This is a genomic window from Actinotignum saccati, assembly GCF_051265055.1.
Classification (GTDB): Bacteria; Actinomycetota; Actinomycetes; order Actinomycetales; family Actinomycetaceae; genus Actinotignum.
The window spans coordinates 1-21,797 of the sequence record NZ_JBOZCC010000001.1; the positions used below are offsets into that span (position 1 = coordinate 1).

Genomic DNA, 21,797 nt, shown 5'->3' on the forward strand with positions numbered 1-21,797 from the left:
GAAAATAGCACGCGCGAGAACAACCCTGGAAACCCCCACCCAACAACCAGAAAGCTAAATCAAGGACGGTACACTAGCGACGCCGGCGCTTTATAATATTGCCATTCTGGACCATCTTCTAACGGTTGAGGATGTTTCCCCTGGCATTAATCCTAAAGCTGACGCGGCCAACATTATGATTCGCTCGTTTGACAAGATGGGAGAGGCACAGACCAAATTCCTGGATGCATATGTGAGTTCTGGTAAGGAACCCGTCGAGGTTATCCGAAGGCTTGCGACGATATCTCAACGAGTGCTTCTCTATCTAATTACCCAGGCTAAGCTTGAGGAGTCTTTGCGGATTGAGCTCGTGGACGTCGTGATCGCCAATATTGAGACTTCTACAGCATTGGTGGACCATAACGTTATTGAGTATTTGCGAAATCACTGCGCCGATTTGCCTATGCTTACAGATTACGGAACACCCGAACAGGCAGAGCGCGTCGCAAAGCTCTTCACTGGGGAGAATATTCTGCTCCCAAGTCTGAAGCCGCTCTCATTGAATGTCCGGCCAGCGTTCATATCGCGGGATCTTTACGAAATTACCCATGAGAATCTGAGCATTGCCATTAACAATGACGAAACAGTCGGCCTTGATACCATTCGAGATGCAGATAAAAATGTCTACGGTTATGTCCTCAATAATCTCCGTGTTTATCTGGATGCGGTGGCTGATTCTTCTGCGACGATTGATGATTGTGAACAGTTTGGCACAGTGCTTGAGGATTTGAGTGAGCAAGAACTTTCTCTTCTAGATACTGTAATTAAGCGTGCTTCTTCATCCTGTCAAATTACTGAGCTCGGTAGTGTCCCAGAGCGTGTGTGGCCAGTGTTAGCGCAGGATCAGCGTTTTTCCGCAACGTTCAGCAACGTGAACCGGTACCTTGACTCTCAGGGTATTGATGAATCGCTTTCTTCGTTGCTTGCACGAGCGGGTGAAATTAGTAAAGTAGAATCTATCGACGAAGAGGAAAAGGTTACTGTAGCTACCAAGATCCTTGCGGCGAGAGAGAAACTACCCGACGCTAAACTGCGCGTAGATCTGGTCATGAGTCTAAGGCTCAATGCTTATCTCAATATCGGAGAAATCGCCGCGGAGGAGGGTAACTTATTTGCTTTGTTGCTGAGAAATAAGCTCATCAAGGACACTGCTGCGGTTTATCGGCATCTTAAAGCGATGAGTTGGCCTACACGCAGAGAAGTTCTTTGCGAATCGTCTAATTTTAGAAGATATATGACACCCGAATTGTTGAAAGCGGATGTAGCATCCATTCTGACGGATGACAGAATCAACTGGTCAATCAAGCTAGCTATTGCCCAGAAAATAGCGGAGTACGCCGAGGTGACTGATCAACGAGGACAGATTGAATTAGCGCGATGTGCTCTCCGAAAGAAGCAAAGAGTTCCTGTACGTGTCGTTGAGAAGATGGCAATGAATGGTGTGCCGCCGGAATTCGTAGTGGCGCTTCTTGAACCGCACCTCCGCGGTCTCGAGCGCACCGAGCTCTTTAGGATTTTGAAGCTTATGGGTGGTGACTATGGCCAACTCACGACCACGGGATCAACACGGGTGCGTATCCCAGATACTCCGGCTGATCGTGCGCTTCTCGAACGCTTGAAAGAGGAAGGAATTGTCATTTATTACCGCTCAGTTGACTCAACTCTCAGCGTGAAGCGTCAGAGGTTCTCTTTTAGTTTTGATAACATGCCGTGACAGTTGTCTCTTAATAGCTATCCACAGATTGCCGAAATGCCATGGTTATCCACAAGCGGGCTTATGCCGATAGCCGAGCGACAGTGAGCGGGTCATGATGGTGTCCACCGCCCGTCCGTGGCGGTGGGAAAGGACAGCATCATGGTTAATGACACCATCGTCGCGGTACGTGGATATGCCGGCGGCAACCCGAAAGTTTATGAGAATGCCACCAGTGGGGATGTCACCACGGTCAATCTTGGGGTGACCCCGCGTTATTTCTCGCGGGAAACTAACCGCTTTGAGGACGGCAATACCATTTGGTACACGGTGCGTGCACGCGGCACCCTCGGCCGTAATATCCAAACATCGGTGACTACCGGCACTCCGCTGCTGGTGCGCGGGCGGCTCGATATGCGCGAATGGACCGGTAAGGACGGTTCCACCATGCGTGGGCTCACCCTCTTTGCCGATGCCGTGGGAGTTGAGCTCACCACCGGGCGGGCCAGTTTCGTCAAAGTTCGCCCCGATCCAGCTGGGGAAACGAATGGCGGAGCCACTGGCTCGGTGAGTTCCGCGGATACAGCGGCCGGGGAGAGCGCGCCGGGGGACAGCCGCTGGCTCATCGAGAATTCCGACCCGGCCGAAGTGCTATCGGCGGATGAAGCTCCGGACGAAAGCATCGGCGTGAACGTTTTCGAAGCCCTGGCCGCGCAGCGTTCCTCTGTCTGAGAAAATCCCATCCCATCCCGGTTCCAGTCACATCGGGGGGACTTTTCGCGGGCGGCTCGGTACACTGGTCTGGGCCGCTCGCGCAACACCTAGCGCGATGCGCGGCACTGAATCGCGAATCAGGACGGGATAAGTGGCTGAATACATTTACCAGATGATCCACGCTTCCAAGCGTGTGGGGGATAAGACCATCCTTGACGACGTCACCATGGCGTTTTTCCCCGGAGCCAAGATCGGCATGGTCGGTCCGAACGGTGCCGGTAAATCAACAATCTTGAAGATCATGGCCGGGCTGGATGAGCCCTCCAACGGGGAGGCGCGCCTCTCCCCGGGCTACACGGTGGGTATCCTCCTCCAGGAACCTCCCCTCGAAGAGGATAAGACGGTCCTGGAAAACGTGCAGCTGGGGCGTAAGGACATTCTGGAGAAGATCACCCGTTTCAACGCCATCGGTGAAGAAATGGCGAATCCGGATGCGGACTTCGATGCCCTCATGGAAGAAATGGGCAAGCTGCAAACGGAAATCGATGCCGCGAACGCCTGGGATCTGGACTCGCAGCTGGAGCAGGCCATGGCCGCGTTGCGCTGCCCTCCGGGGGATACCCCGGTGTCTGTGCTTTCCGGTGGGGAACGCCGCCGCGTGGCCCTGTGCCGCCTGCTGCTGGAAGCCCCGGATCTGCTTCTCCTTGACGAACCGACGAACCACCTGGATGCCGAATCCGTGCTGTGGCTCGAAAAGCACCTGAAGTCCTACGCGGGCGCGGTTATCGCCATCACCCACGACCGCTACTTCCTGGACAATATGGCGCAGTGGATCGCGGAAGTGGACCGCGGCCGCCTCTACCCCTATGAGGGCAACTACTCGACCTACCTGGAAACCAAGAAGGATCGTTTGGAAATCCAGGGCAAGAAGGATGCCAAGCTCGCCAAGCGCCTCAAGGATGAACTTGAGTGGGTGCGCTCCTCGGCGAAGGGCCGCCAGGCCAAGTCGAAGGCACGTCTGGAACGCTACGAAGAAATGGCGGCGGAAGCCGAACGCACCCGCAAGCTCGACTTCGAAGAAATCCAGATTCCGCCGGGGCCGCGGCTGGGCAATGTGGTTATCGAAGCGAAGAACCTCAAGAAGGGCTTCGGGGACCGCGTGCTCATCGACGGGCTGTCCTTCTCCCTGCCACGTAACGGCATCGTGGGTATTATCGGCCCGAACGGCGTGGGTAAAACCACCCTCTTCAAGACCATCGTCGGCCTCGAACCCCTCGATGGCGGGGAGCTGAAGATCGGGGAAACGGTGAAGATCTCCTACGTGGATCAGAACCGCGCCGGTATCGACCCGGAAAAGAGCCTGTGGGAAGTTGTTTCTGACGGGCTGGATTACATCCAGGTTGGCCAGGTGGAAATGCCTTCGCGCGCCTACGTTTCTGCATTTGGCTTCAAGGGCCCGGACCAGCAGAAGAAGGCCGGGGTGCTTTCCGGTGGCGAACGCAACCGCCTCAACCTCGCCCTCACCCTCAAGCAGGGCGGCAACCTGCTGCTCCTCGACGAACCGACCAACGATCTGGACGTGGAAACCCTGTCCTCCCTGGAAAACGCGCTTTTGCAGTTCCCGGGTTGCGCCGTGGTTATCACCCACGACCGCTGGTTCCTTGACCGCGTGGCCACCCATATCCTCGCCTACGAAGGTACCGATGAGGATCCCTCGAAGTGGTACTGGTTTGAAGGTAACTTCGAAGGCTACGAGAAGAACAAGGTGGAACGCCTGGGCGAAGCCGCACTCAACCCGGGTGCCGGCGCCCACCGTAAGCTCACGCGCTAAACAAGCTCACGCGCTAAACAAGCTCACGCGCTAAACAAGCTCACGCGCTAGGCGAGCCGCAGCGCTAAGCGCGTGCGAAAAGTTCAGGCGCGCTAACTGCGTACGGGCACTATGTGTGCACGGGCACGAGCCAACTGCTCATGCCCACGCGCACATAGTGCCCACACTGAGTAGCTGCCGCCAGCTACTCAATATGCTGCTCGGGATGGTCCGGGTGTCGTTCTGGCACCCGGACCATCCCTTCTTGGCTCATGGAGGCAATATGGCGGCCGTCCTGGAAGAACTTCGCGTTCACCAGGGCGCGCCCGTTCTGCGCGGAAACACATTCCATCTCCGCCAAAATCCACTCCGACATATCAAAATTGCGATGCCACCAGATCGCGTGATCGAGCGTCGCCACCGAAATCCCGCGGGAAAGCCAGGCCAGCCCGAGGGCCCGCAAGGCCGGCTCCAACATGAACTGATCCGCCGAATACCCGAGCATCGCCCGCTGCAACGTACGCGAGGTCCCCTCCGGCATCGGCGAACGCGCCCGCAGCCACAGATGCTGCCGCGGAGACCGCCCCGGATCCGGCCGCAGGTAGATATCACCTTCCACCCGCCGCATATCAATCCCGTTCGTGGACGACATCACCTTCGCGAACACATTATCGAGCGCCCCGAAGAAATCCACCGACGAAGGCAGCCCCTCCGGCCCGGGAACATCCGGCATGGAGGAAGCCAGCGTAGGCCCGGGCTGGCGCAACTGGAACGACACCCGTGCCGTGAAAATCAACCGGTCGCCCTGATAGGCCGTGACATTCCGGGTAGAGAAAGACCGCAGATCGTTGATCTCCTCCACCTGGAACTCGATAGGCTCATCCAGGTGCCCGGCCCGCTGGAACGCCGCGGTAATGGAATGCGCCAGCCGCTCATCCTCACCGATGCCGAGCGAGCGCTGCACATCATCAGCCGCCGCCATCGTGGCCTGCCCGAGCACCTGCCCGCCGTACACTTTGCCGGTAATCTGCACCAGGTTCTGGCCGCGATACCGCCCCGTTCCGCAGCGCTCCAGCCGCAAATTATTGAGAATCGACGCCAGGGGCTCCGTGTGCGTTTCCGGTATATCGATGCGGTGCATATCTTCCTCATTCCCGGCGACGCGCGCCACGCTACTTCCCCTCCGCCGCAACGAGCTGCTGATATTTCTCAAACAGGACGGCTAGCCGCTCCTCGTCAGAAGCAAAGGGCTTGTTGCGATAAAGTCTATCGACTGCTTCGTCAATTTTTTCGTGTGCTTCGCGGAGGTTGCGTGGCATGAGGTCCGGGTCGTAGAGCTCGGCGAGTGTTTTTTCGCAGTGGTATTCGCGTACATCGAGTACGCGTAGCGCGCGTTTCGTGAGTTCTTCTTTCGACGACGCCGACAACTCTGGCACGGGGAAAGTGTTATAAACAATCGTGCTTGAGTAACTGAGCCTTGTCTCCAATCGTCCGCATACGGCTCTGGTCCAAATCATGTGCATACGTGAGGTTAGAAGCGCAAAAAGCCATGGTTCCGCGTCATAGATAACCTGTCCCTTGTTAGAAACTATCGTGTCGGCATCTAGATAGCCGATGGGAATGTAGTCGCGCCGCTCAGATGACACCTCGGGGACAATGATTGAATCCGTCGGTTTGTAGCTTGTGAACTCGAATTTCCAGGGGTATTTAGAGAGGCTCTGGGTTGCTGTTTTCTTGCTGGCTAACCGTGACTGTACAACGCGATTGAGACGGATTTTTACGAATGGATCATCACCAAATTGGTCGAGATCCTGTTTTCCGAGCCATAGACAGAAACGCTCTTTCCCATTGATGAAGTCATCAGCTCCCACGAAAGTCTTGATAACTTGTTCAAGGTCGGGATTCGCTGTCAGAGCTTTTTCGGTTTCATCCGAGGAAAGAATGAGGTTACCACCGTCAGTGGGTTTTGAACCGTTGGTCATTTTAGGTAGTACCGGTGAAAGAGCCGTGCGCCGGGAGGAGACGTAAATGTCTGGCCCGTTAATGAGGTAGGCGTTAATATTCTCAACCGGAGTTCGCACCAGGTCCGTGAAGAGGTATTTCGGCTCGGAAGATTCATTGCGCAGGCTAATAACGGCAACGGTCACCCCGGCATTATGGGAGGCATTATTACTCCACTTGAACGAGGTGTAGGCGTAGCCGATTTCAATACCGCCCGTAAAAACATACGGGTGGAGCAGTGCAACCTGCTCGCCCTGAGTAATGGAATTCGTGGTCACAAAAGCGAGTTTGGCGCGGGTGCCGCGGATGTAATTCGCGCCCTTAATGAACCACAGAGCAACGTAATCGAGCTTCTTTGGATACTTCGCGCTATTGAAAACATAGGCGAAGTCCTCCTTCTGTTCCTTAGTCTGCCACGTACTTCCCACATACGGTGGATTCCCGATAATGTAAATTTCATCGGTTCCGTTATTGGGGCAGACCTCGTTCCAGTCGAGGCGGGTGGCGTTCCCGTGCACAATATGCCCGGTTTCTTTGAGCGGGATGAGGGGAATATCCACCCCGAATTTCTCCGCGAATTCCTCGTTCATCTGGTGCTTGGCGATCCAGAGCGAGAGGATTGCCATTTCGACCGAGACATCATCGATTTCGATGCCGTAGAAGTTCTCAATATTGATGACCGACGAAGCCAGGCCCAGGGTAGCCGCACCCAGCTTTTCTTCCTCACCCATCCCTAGCAGGGACCAGGAGCCGGAGGTGGAGAGGCTGTCGATGCGCTCCAGGATTCTATGCTCCAGCTGGCGCAGTGCTTTATAAGCAATGACAAGGAAATTGCCGCTGCCGCACCCGGGATCAAAAATTTGAATCTTTGATATTCTGTCCAGAAGTGCCCGAAGTTTCTTTACCGAGTTGGCGGCGGCATCGTATTGCTGTTCCAGTTCATCCAGGAAAAGAGGGCGGATGGTTTTGAAGATATTGGGAACCGAGGTGTAGTGCTGGCCCAGGTTGGCGCGCTGCTGCTTATCGACCACGCCCTGGAACATGGAACCGAAAATATCCGGGTTGATTTCTGACCAATCCAGGGTGCCGAGCCGCAAGAGGGAGTCTCGGGCCGCCATGGTGAAGTGGGGGACAGCCAAAGAGGCGTCGTCGTCGTTATTAATACGGAAAAGGCGACCGTTGACGTACGGGAAGTCTTGCAGGTAGACGGGTTTGTCCGCGGCGTTCGGGGTGTCGAGGGCGCGGAAGAGGGTGCGGAGGAATTCCGCGGTGTCCGAGCCGTCGCGGGCGGTGAAGGAGCCGATGGCGCTGGTGAATTGGCCGCGCGCGAAAATGCCGGTGTCCTCCGCGAAGAAACAGAAAAGAAGGCGGGTGAAGAAAATATTGAGGCCGTGGCGGGATGTGGCGTCGGTGAGCATATCCGGGCTGGCTTCGAGGAGGTCGTCGTAGAGCTTGCTCATGTGTTCGGCGGCGCGGCGGTCCGCTTTGGTATCCGAGGCGAAATCGCGGCGCTCCATATTCGCCCACGGCAAGAAGAATGTGATGTTTTTGTCGATCTGCGCGAGCGGGGTGATGAGGGAATCGCCCGTTTTCGTATCGAAAGCGGCGAGGCTGGTGTAATCGGTGGCGATGACGAAACGGGTGTTGTAGCGGATCGCGGTGTCGCTGGTTTTGAGATCGAGGGCCGCGGCCACGAGGTCGCCGGTGGTTTCGCGGATGTACAGCTTGTTTTTCCACGCGATTTCGTGTTCGCGGTCGGCCGCAACGTTGATGGAGCTGGCGGTGGTGGAACGCAGGCGGGCGATGGACGATTTTGAGATGCCGTACGCGCGCAGCAGGTCAAAGAAGAAATCGCGGGTGTAGCTGGGCTGGCCGGCCAGCGCGCGCACGCTTTCCTCGATGGTGGATAGGGTCAGTGCCACGCGCGGCTCCTTTCACGGCGGGCCCGGGCGCGCGGGTGCGGGCCGGGGTGGTATGGGACTATCTTAGGCGGTGGCTCGGCGGGAGGGGCTGCTGCGGGTGCTGGTGCAGGTGTGGCTGTAGGTGTGCGCTCATCGGTGCGCGTTAGTTGGTGCGCATTAGTCGGTGCTTTCGCGGGGGAGGAGCGTTTGTTCCAGGCCGACCAGGAGGGCTTGCACCATGATGGTGAAGTATTCCTGGCTCATCTGGTTTTCGTGCTGCGGATCAGTAAGGGGCAGCAGGTAGTTGGTGAGCATATCGCTGAGCGCGGTGGAGGTGGCGGCCAGGGGCTGGGCCTCGGCCACCATGCGGCCTAGATCGTGGCGCTGCTCGCGGCGAGTGGGGCTGCGCAAATTACGCGCCGTGATCGCCCACAGAATTGTATTGATAATCATGGTGTAGGCCTGCGGAGCGTGATGGTGGAAACCGGCCTCGTGCAGTTTTTCGAAAGACGCTTCCAGGAGGGGGAGCATCTCGGCACTGAAATTGCCGTGCATCATCCGCTCCGTCACCCCCGGATGCTCAAGCAGAACCGGGCGGGCGTTCTGAGCGAGCGCCATGAACCACTCTTTCCACTCCAAGCTTTTTTCGGGCAGGGCGATGGAGCCGATGAGATGCGCGATCACGGCATCGACGATGGAATCCCGGTTGGCGAAATAGTGGTAAATCACCGAGGGGGAGACCTTGAGTTCGAGCGCTAAATCGCGAATTGACCAGTTTTCGATGCCGCGGTCACGGGAGAGGCCCTGGGCGGCTTGGCGAATTTTATCCTGGGTCAGACCGACGCGCCGGCCGGTGTTCACGGATTTAGCGTGCATATGCCCAGCATATCGCCACCCCGCATTGACATTACTAGAACAGTGTTCTAGTGTGTGTGCCGTTCACCCATTACTTCTGAAAAGGAAGCGCTATGACCGACGCGAATACTCACCCGCAACCGGCAGCGGAACCGGAATTGGAGCCGGTATCAGAACGCGGATCGGAATCCGCATCGAAACTCGAAACGGGAGCCGCGCCTGAACCCAGCTCGAGGAAAGGCCAGATCCCTGGCCTGTTCCCACTATTTCTCACGGTACTGCTGGCCTATATGGGCCAGATGATTCTCAACCCGATTATTGCCCCGCTCTCGCGCGAAATTGGCCTGCAAGAATGGCATATCGGGGCGACGATCTCCCTGGCTGCCATCGTGCTCTCGCTCAGCTCAACCACGTGGGGTAGGGTCTCTCTGCGGCGGGGCACCCGCCCCATTCTGGTGACCGGCATGCTCGGCGCGGCCACCGCGCTCGCGGCCTTCGCGGTAGTGGCCTGGTTTGGCTTGCAAGGCGCGCTGGTTGGGAGCGCCCTGGTGATCGGGGTGGTGTTCACCCGCGGTCTGCTGTACGGCGGATCCATCGCCGCCATCACGCCCGCCGCACAGACCTATATCATCACCCACACCTACAGTGAGGCGCAGCGAGTCAAAGGCGTGGGCATGCTGGGCGCCGCGCAAGGATTCGCCACCATCCTCGGCGCGCTGGTGGGCGGGAGCCTGGCGGCCCTCGGCGGATTTATGCTGCCGCTGGTAGTCATGCCGCTCATGATCCTGGCCGGGGTTGTGGTGCTGCTGGTAACCTTCAAGCCCACCCGGGGCGAGAAGCGGGTGGAAAAGCCCGCTAAAGTTAGCTACTTCGACCCGCGGGCATTCGCTTTCCTGGCCTGTGGATTCCTCATGTTCACCGTATTTTCCACCCTGACCACCGTCTTCGGCTTCCTGCTGCAAGACGCATTGGGACTGGAAGCGGCGGCCACCGCCGGATTTACGGCTCTGTGCATGTCAATTATGGGAGTGGTCATGATTATCGCCCAGGCCGCGCTGGCGCCGTGGCTCGGCTGGAATGCGGTGCAGCTCTTCCGCCGCGGTCTGGTGATCTTCTTCGTTGCAGTGGCCCTGCTGCTCTACCCGATCCACCTGTGGATTTTCGTGCTGGCCTGCGTGCTGGCAGGGCTCGGCTCCGGCTTAGCGATGCCCGGCTATAACACCGCGCCCACCCTGAAGATGGAGCCGCACGAGCAGGGCGGCATGGCCGGGCTCATCAATGCCAATAACGGCATGGCCTATGTGCTGGCCCCCGTTGCATCCACGGCGCTCTACGGCATCGCGCCGTGGCTACCGATTGCGGTCTGCGTGGTGCTGCTGGCATTGGGCATTCTCATGAGTGCGGTGCATCCCTCATTTAGGCGGTAGCGGGGGAGGCGGCGTCGTCGTACTTATTCTTCGACCGCGCGGAAACGGCCGGTGGCGGTGGAGCTGCCATTCGCGGCCACGATGCGGCGGGCCTGCGCCATCGCGCCGTCCATATCCGCGAAAAGATAATCGCCGATGCTGAGTTGGCCCAGTTCCATGCGCTGGGCCATCTCCTGCACCTGCTTGGGGAGGCCCTTGACCAGCACGGTATTGCCGGCATCGACCAGGCGGTCGACCACCTGCGCCAGGGCTCGCACCCCGGTGGCGTCCACGATTCCGACGCGGGAGAGGCGCAAAATTACCACGTCCACGCCCGCCAGGCGGGGGATTTCGCGCTCGATGCGGTCGCCCACACCGAAGAACATGGTGCCGTCCACCCGCAAAATAGCAATTTTCGGATCCGAAGGGAGATCCTCGCGGAAAATACCCGAACGGTTCGCCATGCGCCGCAACACCAGAATCCCGGAAATAATAATTCCCACGGTGATCGCCCAAATAATATCCAGACCCACCGTAATAATCGCCGTGATTACGAAAACGGAAGCGTCCGAGCGGTTGGAACGCATCACCTGGCGCACCGTATCCGGATTAATCATGCGGTAGCAGGTTACCACCAGCACGCCGGCAAGAACCGACAGTGGGATGGCCGAGACCGCGGCGGAGGCCAGATACACCACCGCGATGAGGATCAGGGAATGGATGATGGCGGCCAGGCGCGAGCGCCCACCTGAACGCACATTCACGGCGGTGCGGACAATGGCGCCGGTGGCGGGCATGCCGCCGAAAAGCCCGCAGCCCACCGATGCCAGGCCCTGGCCCACCAGCTCCCGATCCGGAGAATAGCTGCCGCCGCGCACCATCCCCGCCGCGATCCGCGCGGAGATGAGCGACTCGATACCCGCCAGGGCCGCCACCGCGAGCGCGCCCGGCGCCAGGGCGCTGAGGAGGCTCACCGAGATTTCCGGGAAGACCGGTGCGGGGAGAGTGGAGGGGATGGTGCCGATGGTGGGCACCGTGAGGTTGGCGGCCCAGGCAGCCAAGCTCACCACCAGTACCGCGATGAGGGACCCGGGGAGCTTCTTCGAGATTTTCGTGCACGCCCCAATAATGATAATGGCGGCCAGGCAGAGTAGCCCCGTGGTGAGCGCCGTTGCGGGAGTTATGCGGGTGAGGGCGTCGAATGCTGCCGGGAGGGTGCTCAGGCCGGCTCGGGCCTCCACGCCGATAATATTCGGGACCTGCTGGAAGAAAAGAATGGCGGCGATGCCCACCGTGAAACCTTCGATCACCGGCCAGGGGATGAGGGAGACGGCGCGCCCCAGGCCCAGCACTCCGGCGAGGAGTATGAGGCCTCCCGCCATGAGGCACAGGAGCGGCACCACTCGCGTACCGTGCGCGGCGACGATGGGGGCCAAGATGACCGCCATGGCGCCGGTGGGTCCGGAGATTTGGTAATTGGAGCCGCCGAAGATTGCCGCGATAATTCCTGCCACGATGGCGGTGATGAGGCCGGCCTCCGCGCTCAGGCCGCTGGAGATAGCGAAAGCCAGGGCCAGGGGGAGGGCCACGATTCCCACCGTGATGCCCGCGGCAATATCTTGGCGCCAATATTTTTTGGTGGCGCGCAGGTCGGCGGCGCAGGGCAGTAGGGAACACAGATGTGTAATAAAAGCGGGCACAGAAACCTTTCACAATCTCAGCATCTGAACAGGCCATATCGCGCATACGTGGAGAGTCTCATACGTGGAGAGTGCGGCGCTCGAATCGTGCTGTTTCGCTTGGGATAGTGCGAGTCCGTGGCGAAAAATGCCGTTTTCAGCGGGTTGCTGTTGTGCGGCCGATAGCGCTGGCGTGTAGCCGATAGCGCCGTTGTGCAGCGGTGGCGTCTAGATGCGTGCTTGGTCGAACGAAGCCACCATAGCATATGTGTCCATATTTTGAGACGGTGGTGTGGGGTGGTGGTGCGGGGCCGCTTTTGGGAATGGAGTTATGGGGCGGCATTTTGAGACGGAGTCTGTGGTGAGATCTCTTGACGGCTTCGGTATTTCTTGGGACTTCCGGCCCGGCTACAGTTAGACCATGAAAAAACGAAGCGCCGGGCTGGTCATCGCTATTGCCGTCATTATCCTCGAACTTATCGGGGGAATGCAGACCTACCTCAACCAGCTGATTTTGCCGATTCTGGCCAAAGACCTGCACGCGCAAAATCTCTACGGCGTGATTATGGGAGTATCCGCGATTGCATCCATGGCGGGGCTGCCCATCGGTGCGGCGCTCATGAATCGGATGCGTCTGCCGCGCCTCCTCATGGGCGCCACCGTGTTCCTGGTGCTGGGTGCGTGCACCAGCGCCGCGGCGCCCCATATATCGGTCTATCTTCTCGGGGCAGCGATCCGGGGGCTGGCCGGCTCCACCCTGGCCATGACCTCCATCGGCGCGGTAGCGCTGGGCCTTTCCGGGCGCGCCCGGCGCCTCACCCTAGCTTTTTCCTCCGCCAGCTGGGTGGTCTCCTCCGTGGTGGGACCCACCTACGCCGCGTGGGCAACGCACCTGCTCTCCTGGCGCTGGGCCATGCTCCTCTACCTGCCGCTGCTTCTGGTAGCCCGCTTCGTTATCGCCCTCAATCTGCAAACCGAAGGGGAACGCAAAGAATCGCCCTTCTCCTACACGGCGCTCCTCCTCATTGTGGCGGGCGTGGGAATAACAATTATCCCGGCATCCGGCCCGCTCAAGATCGTGCTCATGGTCATCGGGGTGGCGGTGCTGGGCCGCGTGGCCGTGCTCCTCATGCCGCAGAGCACCTTCACTCAAAAAACACCTCGCCGCGCCGCCCTGGCCGGCATGCTTTTCCTAACCGGTGGCTATTTTGCGGGAAATGAACTTGTCTCCCTCACCGCGCACGACCTCTACCGGGCCGGCCCGGATGCCCTGGGCATCATCATTATGGGCGGCGGCCTCGGCTGGGCCGCCGTGGGCGTGGTCTGCGGCATCAAGCCGGCCACGTCCCGGCGTGGATACCGGCTCCGTGTTATTTTTGGCCTCGGTTTCATCGCGCTCGCGGCGCTCTTCTTCGCGGCGTGGATTTTCTCCGGATGGCGCCCCACATCGGCTACCCCCGTATTCTGCATCGCGTGGACCCTTGCCGGGATTGGAATGGGCATCGCCTACCTGGACACCCTCAATATTTTCTTCGACGACCCGGACGAACCCGACGGCATCACCATCGAAGAGATGGCCAGCTCTGCGGTAATCGTGGAATCCCTGGCATCCACAATGTTTATCCCGCTCACCACCTCTATCGTGGCGCTGGCTTTCGTATCGGGAGATGGTATTTCTGCGTTGCCCTACGGAATAACGTGGCTGCTTATCGCGGGTACAGCGATTATTTCCTTCATGTATCTTCGGCACGCTTATCCTGCGCGCACGGCATAACGGGGCAGTCGCTCGTTGGGTAGATTTCCGCTTCAGCGGTGCCCGCGCCAGCTGCGCCGTCGTCGTCGCACCATCCCCACCACGGCGCGGAATTCCACGGAAAGGCAACGGAGCAGATATTCTAGTAACCGGGCTCGCCACCGGAGGCGAGCAACCGGGGACACACGGGGAGACACAAGGAGGGAACCATGGCGGGTTCACCACCGCAAGATATGCTCAACCGCATCGCTGATGCATACGGAGTGGCAACGCATTATTGGAGTTTCGCGGGCGAATACGTGACGGTGGATGCCGATACGCTCGTCGCGGTGCTCGCGGCCATGGGGATTGACACCTCCACTCCGGAAGCGGCGCAGGCGGCGCTGGACACGGTCGATAGCCGCGAATGGCGCCACGTGCTGCCCGCCACCACGGTGGTGCGCGAAGGAAACGAGCAGATCATCCGCGTGCACGTACCGCACGGTGCCGCCGTGATCCTCACCTACGAACTAGAAGACGGCACGGAACTACCCGCCGTGCAGGCCGAAGATTTTGAACTGCCGCGCCTCATCGACGGCGCCATGATCGGCCGCGCCGCCTTTATCATCCCGGGCAATCTGCCGCTCGGCTACCATACGGTGCGCGCCAAGGTCACCCCGCCGGCAGCGGGGGAGGAGGCCGCCACCTGGCATAGCGGGGCGCTCATCGTGGTGCCCGCGCGCCTGCCCGCACCGGCAGAAAAAGGCGTGGCCGGCTGGGGCGTGATGAGCCAGCTCTACTCGGTGCGCTCGCGTGACTCCTGGGGGACGGGGGACACCGCGGACCTGGCCGAACTCGGCTCGCTCTTCGGTGGGCTGGGGGCGCAATTCGTGCTCATTAACCCGCTGCACGCCGCCGAACCGTGCGGGCAGCTCACGAACTCGCCGTATTTGCCGACGTCGCGCCGCTTCTTCAACCCCCTCTACATCCGCCCGGAGGACATCCGCGAAGTGGCCTATATGGATTCGGGCAAGCGCTCCATGGTCACGTGGGCGGGGCAGGCCCCCAAGGAATCCTCGCTGCACAATACCCTGCTGGATCGCAGCGCCTGCTGGGAAGCCAAACGCAGCGCCCTCGAAGTGATTTACCGCGAACCGCGCAGCCACGCCCGCCAGGCCGATTTCGACGCGTTCCGCGCGGCCGAAGGCCAGGGCTTGGAAGATTTCGCTTTCTGGTGCGCGATGTACGAGCGCTACGGCAAGCACTTCCCGGTCGAATGCGAGCGCCCCGATACCCTAGCGGCGCGCCGTGAACGCGCTGAGCTGAGCGAACGCATCGACTTCTACTGCTGGTGCCAGTGGGTCATGGATCAGCAGCTGGAAGCCGCCCAGAAGGTGGCGCGCGATGCCGGCATGGGCATCGGCGTGGTGCACGACCTCGCGGTGGGGGTGCAGGCCTGCGGGGCGGACGCCTGGGCCAACCCGGATGCCTTCGCCAGCGGCGTGAGCGTGGGCTCCCCGCCCGATATGTACAACCAGCTCGGCCAAGACTGGTCCCCGCCGCCCTTCAACCCGGTGGAGCTCGACCGCCAGCACTACGCACCGGTGCGCGATATGGCCCGCACCGTTATGCGCCATGCCGGGGCGCTCCGTATCGACCACGTGATGGGATTCTTCCGGCTGTGGTGGATCCCGGCGGGTAATAAGCCGGTGGACGGCACCTATGTGTACTACAACCACGAAGCCCTCATCGGCGTGCTCATGCTGGAAGCGGCGCGCTCGGGCACCTTCCTCATCGGGGAAGACCTGGGCAACGTGGAACCATGGGTGCGTGACTTCCTGACCGAACGGGGCATTTTTGGCACCTCCGTCATGCTCTTCGAAAAGGAAGGGGAAGCCTTCCGTGCCCCCGAACACTACCGCAGCGCCTCCCTGGTCACGGTGGATACCCACGACCTGCCCCCGCTGGCCGGCTACCTGGCCGGCGAACACGTGGACCTGCGCGCCTCCCTGGATATCCTGGTGGAGCCCGTGGAGCAGGTGCGCGAAGAAGCCCGCCGGGAACGCAGCGTGCTTATTGACACCCTGTGCGGCTGCGGCCTGCTGGACAGCCACGACCCCACGGAGCGCGAGCTCATCGAGGCGATGCATTGCTATATCGCCCGCACCCCCGCCCAGCTCCAGGCCATTGCCCTGGTGGACGCGGTGGGCGAACGGCGCACCCAAAACCAGCCCGGGACCGATACCGAATACCCGAATTGGAAGATCCCGCTGGCCGACGGCACCGAAAAGGTGGTTCTCACCGAGGACCTGGGCGAGCACCCCCGGCTGCGTTCCCTCATCGCCGCGTACACGGCGGAATACGAGCGCTGCCACCCGCGGAGCTAAGGCGGCTCAGGCACAGTAGCGGTTCGCGGTCGTCTTAAAAGGTACGACGACGCAGCTAGGCCCGTCTCCTAAAATTTGCGCAAATTTTAGGAGACGGGCCTATCTCATGCCAGCACTTCTTCTTAGAGTGAATGCACCGGCCGGTCTGCCCCTTCCTTGATCAGGAAACGGGGCACGGGGCAAGGAGCACGGCGCGCAACGGAAGCGCACCGTTCCCGCCCTCGCAGCACCAGCCACGAACAGCATTCTCAACGGTGAGGAGAGAACATGAAAAAACACCTCGTACCATTTTCGGCCACCGCCGCATCACTCGGTGGCTTCCTCTTCGGTTTCGACACCGCGGTCATTTCCGGAACCACGGCAGCCCTCCAAGATAAATGGGATTTGAGCGCCGGGCAGCTGGGCTTCACGGTCTCCTGCGCCCTCATCGGCACCATTATCGGGGCGCTCTTCGGCGGCATCCCGGCCGATAAATGGGGCCGGCGCCCCGTTCTCAAAGGCGTGGCTGCCCTCTACCTCATCACCTCCGTGTGCGTGGCGGTAGCCAATAGCTGGGTCTTCTTCCTCATCTTCCGCATGCTCGGCGGGATCGCGGTGGGGGCCTCCTCGGTGATCGCCCCGCTGTATACGGCGGAGATATCGCCAGCCGCACGGCGCGGAAAACTGGTGGCCACGGTGCAGCTCAATATCGTGATCGGCATTGTGGTGTCCTACTTCTCCAATTACATCATCGTCAAGATGATGCCGGTGGAGCTGGGCTGGCGCTGGATGCTCGGCATCCAGGCGGTGCCTTCCCTCATCTTCCTCGCGGTGTGCTACTTCATCCCGGAAAGCCCGCGCTGGCTCTACACCCGCGGGCGCGATGCCGAATCGCTGCGCGTCATGGAAGACCTGTGGGGCAAGACCGAAGCCGCGCAGGTCATGGCAAATATGCATAACGCCGCCCCGCACGCCGCGGCAACGGAGCCCTTCTTCTCCAAGCGCACCGCCCGCCCCATCACCATGGCGATCCTCATCGCCTTCTTCTCCCAATTCGCGGGCACCAACGCGGTGCTCTACTACGCACCGTCCCTGCTCCAGTCCGCCGGCATCGCCGGCGACGCCGCCTTCGCCTCCTCCATCCTGGTGGGCCTGACCAACCTGGCCTTCACCCTGCTGGGCCGCTCCCTCGTGGACAAGGTGGGGCGCCGCCCGCTGGTGACCCTGGGCGCCGGCATCGACCTGGTGGCGCTGCTGGCCATCGCCGGAATCTTCTATTTCAACGGCTCGGAGTTGTCCACCACCACCGGCATTATTGTGCTGGTCCTGATCATCGTGTTCATCGCGGCGCTCGCGGTGGGTATCGGTTCGGTGCTGTGGGTCTTCATCTCGGAGATCTTCCCGCCGGCCCACCGTGCCAATGGCCAGGCTGTTGGTTCGGCCGCGCACTGGGTCTCCGCCGCTATCATCTCCGGTACCTTCCCGGTGATGTTCCAAGCCTCGATGACCTTCACCTTCCTCTTCTACGCTGCGTGCATGCTCGGCGCGGTTATCTGGTCGCGGACTATGATGCCGGAGACGAAGGGAACTCTTCTCGAGGACGTGTAGCCCGGGCGGCGCCCATGGCGCGCCCACGGTGCGGCGCACCGCGGGCCCCGCGCCTGGTACGGTGCCCACGCACCGTCGAGGTGCGCGCCGACCGGCGGGCGCGGCCCGCGCAGCGGGCCGCCGGCGTCGTCGTACAAGGTAAGAAGGAGGAACAATGGCGGGCGTAGGGATGAAAGACGTGGCGAGCCGCGCCGGGGTATCCATCACCACGGTGTCCCACGTGCTCAACGGGACCCGGCGGGTGGCCGAATCCACCCGGATGCGGGTGCTCGAGGCGGCAGCGGAACTGGGCTACTCCAGCCCGCGCACCGTTCGCTCCCTACGTGCCGGGGCCTCACCCGGAATCGCCATTGTGGGAACCCTGCTCGGCAACGCCGGGGGTACGGCGGTCAGCCTGGAGCTGGCCCGCCAGGCCACCGATGCCGGCCTGGTGCCCTTCCTACTGGATACCGGCGCGAATGTGCATACCGAAGAAGCGGCGCTCAGCGCCCTTATCGCGCACCGTCTGGACGCGGTGATCATCAGCCCCGTACCCGGATGGCGCCGGCACTCGCTGCCGCGGCTGCGCCGCCACGCCATCCCCTTCGCGGTGGTGAACGGGAATGATCCCGCCGTGGTGGCCCCGCAGGTGAGCACCGACTACCAGCAGGGGATCCGCGATATCACTGCCCACCTCCTCGACCACGGGGTGCGCTACCCGGTGCTCTTCTACCCGGACCGGCGCATCGCCAACGGCTCGCAGCATATGCGCGGTTTCGAGGAAGCCCTGGTGGAACGCGGCCACCGGGTGACCCGCCACCAGCTGGTGGGCGCCCATTCCTCCCCGCGGGCGGTGCGCCGCCAGATCGCCCAGGTGCTTGACTCCTGCGCCCATATTGACGCCCTGGTGCTGGGCAGCTCGGCCATGTGCGTACCCGCCATGGCGGAGATACGGCGCCGCGGCTTGACCCCGGGCCGCGATATTCGCCTGGCCGTTTTCGATGACTCCCACCTACCCGAAGCCCAATCATTCCTGCGCGCCGTTGACCCGGTAGAAGAGGTTGCCGAGCGCGCCATTACCGAAATCACCCGCCTGCTCGGTGACCCGGATGCCGCCGCGGAGCGGCACCGTACCCGACTGGTGCCCTGCACCGTCATCACCGGGCCGAGCTGCGGCTGCCCCACGGCGCCACAGGAAAGCTCAACGGCGGGAACTGACCAACATCGGCTCTATGCCGCAGCCCACGGGCGCCGGCACGCCGGCTGGGTACCCGACCGTGCCCTCCTCAACGATGAGGGACACAGCCGCTCCCCGCTGGCCTCCACGCCGCCCCCAACCCCCTCAACAAAGGAGGCAATCATGACACAGCTCGACCACTTCCCCGACCGTTTCTTCCCCGCTCTGCACGTGCGCCCGAACTTCGGGTGGGTCAACGACCCCAACGGCATCCACAAGGTGGGCGATACCTGGCATATGTTCTACCAGTACAACCCCAAGGCGCCCTGGCATGACCACATCCACTGGGGCCATGCCACCTCCACGGACCTCGTCAATTGGACGGCGCAGCCCATCGCCCTCAAACCGCGCCCCGGCCAGCCCGATTCGGCCGGTTGCTGGTCAGGTGTGGGCACCGTGCACGAGGGAGTATCCTCGCTGCTCTACACCGCCGTCACCCGCGGGGACGGCCCTTCCGTGACGGTCCTGGCGGAGGAAAACGCTGACAGGAGCGGCTGGGAGCCCACCGGCGTCGTCGCCACCATGCCGCCCATCGAAAACGTGCGCGCCATGCGCGACCCCTTCATTTTCCAGGTGGAGGGGCGCACCTACGCCATCCACGGCGGCGGCTTCGAGGACGGCACGCCCGTGATCTTCCTCTACGAATGCTCCGATTGGCGCAACTGGCGCTACCTGGACACCCTTCTGGTGGGTGACGACCCGCTCGCCTCCATCTACGCCCCGGCCTCCATCTGGGAATGCCCCCAGCTCATCCAGGTGGGGGAGGCGTGGGTGCTCATCGTCTCCCAGTGGGTGGAAGCGGAAACGCTCATGGATCACCTCACCGGGGTGGCCTACCTGGTGGGCGATCTCGATATGAGCGCCGGGTACCCCCGTTTCGTGCCCCGTGCCGGCGGTGAATTCGATGCCGGGCCGGACTTCTACGCGCCCCAGTGCGTGGTGGACGGGGAGCGCGTACTCGCCTGGGGCTGGACCTGGGAAGGCTCCGACCGCACTGATGCCGATATCGACGCTTCGGGCTACAACGGCGCGCTGACCTACCCGCGCCAGGTGCGTATTTCCGACGGGCGCGTGTGGACTGAGCCGGCTCCCGAAATCTTCGCGCTGCGCGAAGGCGAGGGCACCGTGGTGACCGAACTGCCCGAGCTGCACTCCTTCTCCCTGGACCTGGCGGGCAGCGGCACCATCTCGCTGCGCGATTCGGAAACGAACGAGGTGCTCTTCACCGCCGCCGTGAACGCGCCGGCCTCCCTGTGGATGGACGGCTCCCTGGTGGAGCTCTTCCAGGAAGGCACCACCTCCTTCACCCAGCGCATTTACCCGCGCGGCCGGGTTCGGATGGAGGTGAGCGGCGAGCTCACCGTCACCTGCTATCGCCTCTCCGCTTTTAACGACGACGGCGCCCGGCTCCCGCGTGCCTTGCGTTAAGGGGCGACGCGGCACCGTGGCATAACAGCACCAGTGCGCAATAAGTGAAGCGGCGGATACCGGTGGGTATCCGCCGCTTCGGCTTGTATGCGAGGAATGTAGCTTTCCTGCTAGACGCTGGGACTGGTGCCTAGTTACGCGCACCTGGTGGCTGGCACCAGTGGCCGGTGCTTAGTGGCGCGCGCTCAGTGGCTGGCGCCTAGCCGCTGGTTCCTTAGTGGCGCGCGCGCCGGATTGCCAGCGCCCCGCCGGCTCCGAGGAGCACCGTGGCCGCGCCAATGGCGCCGCCCAGCTCCGCACCCGAGTGGGCCAGCTGCGGCTTGGCTGCATTGGCCTTGGACGTAGCTGTTGCTGTCGCGGTGGGCGCCGTGGTTGCCGTGGGCGTATTTGTTGCAGCAGGCGCGGCGGTTGCCGGGGCGGCAGGAGCGGAGGGCGCTGCCGGGGTGCCGGTGACGGCCGGAGTGGCCGCGGGGCCGGCTGGCGGCGTCGTCGTAATACCTGGCGCGGAAGGCTGCGCCGGCTGCGCGGGAAGCGGGCGGGCGAGAATCTCATTCAGCTCCGCGATCTTCTTCTCAAGCACCGCGGCGCGTTCGGTGAGCGTAGCCACGCGGGCCTGCGCCGCCTCAAGCGCCTTCGCCTTCTCGGCGACCTCAGCGCGCGCCGGTGCGGCGGCGGCCTCCGCATCCTTGATCTGCTGGGCGAGCTCGGCCTCCATCGCCGGGCACTGCGCCTGCGCGCCGCGCAGCTCCTCGATCAGCGGCTTGAGCGTGTAAATCTGGGTATTGAGCTGCTGCTGTTGGGTGCGCAGCTGCTCAAGCTTCTTCTCCAGCGCGTCAATCTGCGCGCTGATTTCCGTCACATCCGCGCCGGCCTGCTGCATCTGCGTGCGCTTGACCACCAGCGCATTTTTCTCATCAATCGTGGCATATTCAGTTTCCTGAACTTCCTTGAGCGTGGCCTGGAGCTGCGCCAGTTTCTTTTCCTGGCTAGCAATGGCGGGGCCGAGCTTGCCGCATTCACTGCTCAATTCCTGCTGCTGTGCGCGCAACGGGGCAAGGGGAGCTTCCTGGTCCGCAAGGCGCTGGCGCGCGGCGGCCAGGTCTTCTTCGAGGCTCGGAATCTTCGCCTTTTCGGTGGCAAGATCAGCGTTGACCCGAGCCAATTCCGCTTCCGCGGCGGCCTTCTCTTCAGCGGCCTTATCCCTGTTCGTATCCGCAGCCGCGCGGGAAAGATTGCTCGTAAGAGTATTGGAGGTGGCCGGGGCACCTAACGCTGCGGCTGGAATGAACATGGCTGTGGCCGCGGCGGCGGCAACGGCCAGGTAACTCGGGTGCTTCATCGGGGTGTCT

At 61.6% G+C, this 21,797-nt stretch carries 13 protein-coding genes; 8 read left to right on the top strand and 5 right to left on the bottom strand.

Going from position 1 to position 21,797, the window contains the following annotated elements; all coding sequences use genetic code 11:
• Window positions 1–196 precede the first annotated feature (196 nt).
• The 3 genes from ACRQEC_RS00005 (at window position 197) to ettA (ending at window position 4,277) form a co-directional block, all read left to right on the top strand.
• Window positions 197–1,753, top strand: coding sequence for a hypothetical protein (locus ACRQEC_RS00005; protein ID WP_284889744.1), 1,557 nt, complete (start codon window positions 197–199; stop codon window positions 1,751–1,753).
• Window positions 1,754–1,894: 141 nt separating this feature from the next.
• The gene (locus tag ACRQEC_RS00010) at window positions 1,895–2,464 is read left to right on the top strand and encodes a single-stranded DNA-binding protein (protein WP_284889743.1); all 570 of its coding nucleotides are present in this window, start codon (window positions 1,895–1,897) and stop codon (window positions 2,462–2,464) included.
• 133 nt (window positions 2,465–2,597) lie between these two features.
• Window positions 2,598–4,277 (top strand): energy-dependent translational throttle protein EttA, encoded by a 1,680-nt coding sequence (gene ettA / locus ACRQEC_RS00015; protein WP_016442389.1) that lies wholly within the window; start codon window positions 2,598–2,600, stop codon window positions 4,275–4,277.
• A gap of 184 nt (window positions 4,278–4,461) precedes the next feature.
• Here the strand turns inward: ettA and ACRQEC_RS00020 are convergent, their stop codons facing one another.
• The 3 genes from ACRQEC_RS00020 to ACRQEC_RS00030 all read right to left on the bottom strand — a co-directional run bounded on the left by ACRQEC_RS00020 (window position 4,462) and on the right by ACRQEC_RS00030 (window position 9,034).
• On the bottom strand, window positions 4,462–5,427 hold the full coding sequence (locus ACRQEC_RS00020) for an acyl-CoA thioesterase (protein WP_284889742.1): 966 nt from the start codon (window positions 5,425–5,427) through the stop codon (window positions 4,462–4,464).
• A 1-nt stretch (window position 5,428) separates the two neighbouring features.
• Window positions 5,429–8,179 carry a DNA methyltransferase gene (locus tag ACRQEC_RS00025; protein WP_284889740.1) on the bottom strand — a complete coding sequence of 917 codons (2,751 nt, stop codon included), beginning with the start codon at window positions 8,177–8,179 and terminating at the stop codon, window positions 5,429–5,431.
• Between the two features lie 156 nt (window positions 8,180–8,335).
• A complete protein-coding gene (locus ACRQEC_RS00030) occupies window positions 8,336–9,034 on the bottom strand; it encodes a TetR/AcrR family transcriptional regulator (protein ID WP_284889739.1) in 699 nt (232 codons plus the stop codon).
• Between the two features lie 92 nt (window positions 9,035–9,126).
• Here ACRQEC_RS00030 and ACRQEC_RS00035 point away from each other — a divergent pair, with 92 nt between their 5' ends.
• A complete protein-coding gene (locus ACRQEC_RS00035; RefSeq protein WP_284889738.1) occupies window positions 9,127–10,440 on the top strand; it encodes an MFS transporter in 1,314 nt (437 codons plus the stop codon).
• A gap of 23 nt (window positions 10,441–10,463) precedes the next feature.
• Here ACRQEC_RS00035 and ACRQEC_RS00040 read toward each other — a convergent pair whose 3' ends face one another.
• Entirely contained in the window at window positions 10,464–12,119 is a 1,656-nt protein-coding gene (locus ACRQEC_RS00040) for a SulP family inorganic anion transporter (RefSeq protein ID WP_284889737.1), read from the bottom strand.
• Between the two features lie 400 nt (window positions 12,120–12,519).
• Between ACRQEC_RS00040 and ACRQEC_RS00045 the strand changes: the two genes are divergently transcribed.
• The 4 genes from ACRQEC_RS00045 (at window position 12,520) to ACRQEC_RS00060 (ending at window position 20,448) form a co-directional block, all read left to right on the top strand.
• Window positions 12,520–13,872, top strand: coding sequence for an MFS transporter (locus ACRQEC_RS00045; protein ID WP_284889736.1), 1,353 nt, complete (start codon window positions 12,520–12,522; stop codon window positions 13,870–13,872).
• Window positions 13,873–14,060: 188 nt separating this feature from the next.
• Window positions 14,061–16,217 carry a 4-alpha-glucanotransferase gene (malQ, locus tag ACRQEC_RS00050; protein WP_284889735.1) on the top strand — a complete coding sequence of 719 codons (2,157 nt, stop codon included), beginning with the start codon at window positions 14,061–14,063 and terminating at the stop codon, window positions 16,215–16,217.
• A 267-nt stretch (window positions 16,218–16,484) separates the two neighbouring features.
• Window positions 16,485–17,804: a sugar porter family MFS transporter gene (locus tag ACRQEC_RS00055; protein WP_284889734.1), complete on the top strand. Its 1,320-nt coding sequence runs from the start codon at window positions 16,485–16,487 to the stop codon at window positions 17,802–17,804.
• Between the two features lie 154 nt (window positions 17,805–17,958).
• Window positions 17,959–20,448: a LacI family DNA-binding transcriptional regulator gene (locus ACRQEC_RS00060; protein ID WP_284889733.1), complete on the top strand. Its 2,490-nt coding sequence runs from the start codon at window positions 17,959–17,961 to the stop codon at window positions 20,446–20,448.
• A 214-nt stretch (window positions 20,449–20,662) separates the two neighbouring features.
• Here ACRQEC_RS00060 and ACRQEC_RS00065 read toward each other — a convergent pair whose 3' ends face one another.
• Window positions 20,663–21,787 carry a coiled-coil domain-containing protein gene (locus ACRQEC_RS00065; protein ID WP_284889732.1) on the bottom strand — a complete coding sequence of 375 codons (1,125 nt, stop codon included), beginning with the start codon at window positions 21,785–21,787 and terminating at the stop codon, window positions 20,663–20,665.
• Window positions 21,788–21,797 lie beyond the last annotated feature (10 nt).